1 protein-coding gene is annotated in these 1,554 nt (G+C 66.3%); it reads right to left on the minus strand.

From position 1 onward, the window contains the following. Positions 1-49 precede the first annotated feature (49 nt). Positions 50-1,435 (minus strand): IS1380 family transposase, encoded by a 1,386-nt coding sequence (locus QSJ19_RS26445; RefSeq protein WP_286324029.1) that lies wholly within the window; start codon positions 1,433-1,435, stop codon positions 50-52. Positions 1,436-1,554: the final 119 nt, after the last annotated feature.

Below are 1,554 nucleotides of genomic sequence, written 5' to 3' on the forward strand. Positions count from 1 at the left end.
TTCGGCGTGTTTCACAGGTTTTCGGGTTGGGGCCGGGTTGGTCTGATGGTTAGGAGACTCGGGCTGCCTGTTTTCGGTGGATGGTGTTGTTGAACAACATGTTCCATTCATCGGCCCAGGGCCAGTCGGTGGGTAGGTGCAGGATGGCGACTCGGGCCGAGGACGCGATTCGGGCGGGCACGCTGATCAGGGTCCGCCGGATCGTGGGGGTCGTGGCCCGGGCCAGCTTCTCCCCGGTCACCGTCGCCGCGGCGCGGGTGAGGTTGAAGGCGATGACTGCGCAGACCAGCCAGGCGGCGTTGGCCATGAACTTTCCCGATGGCAGGTGCGCGAGCGCGGACGCTTTGAGATCGGCGTGGACCTGTTCGATGATCGCGTGCCCGCGGTGGGTTTTGTCGGCATTCACGGTGTCGAGATCACTGGTGGTGAAAAACGCGTGGAAGCGCCATGCGTCGAACAGCCCGGGACCCTGCGGGCTCAGGTCGGGGATACGTCTGACCACCAGCCTGCCGGGGACCTGCAATTTCTTGGCTTTGGAGGTGAACGCGGTGAACGCAATCTCGGCGACCTCAGCGCGCGAGATCCACCGCCCGGTGTCCTCGTCGTAGACGGCGTCGGTGTATTCGATCGGCGTCCACGCATCGGCGGCGATGCCGGCGATCGCGGTCGTGACCGCCGCGTTCTGCCGCAGGGTCACCGACACCTGTGCACCACCGCGCAGCGCCGCGGCGACCGCCCGCTGGCTGTAGAACGCCGAATCCGCCCGCCACAGCACCAGTCCGGTCGCCTCCGGCGGCCGCAATCGGCCGACGGTGGCCAGGGCATCGGCGATCATTCGGTGCGCACCACGCGCCGATCCGCACGGTCCTTTGCGCAGGCGTTGGGCGGTGATCACCGGGGCGCCGGCACCGCAGGTGATGGTGGTGATCGCCGAGTTCAGGCCGCGGACCTTGGTGTAGCCGAACCCGGCGCCCTGCTTGGCATGGCCGTGGACCTCGACGATCGAGTCGTCGGTATCGACCAGCACCGGCCCGTCGATATCGGCCAGCACCGGGGTGTGGGCAGCCAGCCCGCAGAGCATCCGTGAGGCGATCGCATCCATCTGCCGGACATGGCCGAAGCGGAACTCGCGCAGAAACGATCCCAACGTCGACGGGGCGTACGGGTGATCGAACACCCGGCCCATCGCCCCATGGCGCAGCAGCGCCATGTCATCGATGCTGTCGGCGCCGGCGACCATCCCGGCGACCAGGGAGAACACCTTGCGATCAGGGTTGGCGCCCTTGTCGGTGGGTACTGTCAGATGTTCGCGCGCCAACGCCGAGAGTCCGCACTGTTCGGCCAATGCCATCATCGGCACCAGCCCCGCGGCGCCCACCAAATTCGGGTCGTCGAAGGATGCGGACCGGACCGGATGAGTATGAGACAATCGCATCTACGAGATGCCCTTCTGCGTGCGCCGATGGAACCCTAGACAAGTCCCATTCTCTCACCCAGACAGGGCATTTCGTCTCTCCCGCACCGACCAGCCGCAACCCAATCGGTGGATCGAGG

It is taken from the genome of Gordonia sp. ABSL11-1, assembly GCF_030315685.1.
Classification (GTDB): Bacteria; Actinomycetota; Actinomycetes; order Mycobacteriales; family Mycobacteriaceae; genus Gordonia.

Coding starts and splice junctions, on each gene's coding strand:
- QSJ19_RS26445 (WP_286324029.1), bottom strand. CDS start 1,435: ATGCGATTGTCTCATACTCATCCGGTCCGGTCCGCATCCTTCGACGAC.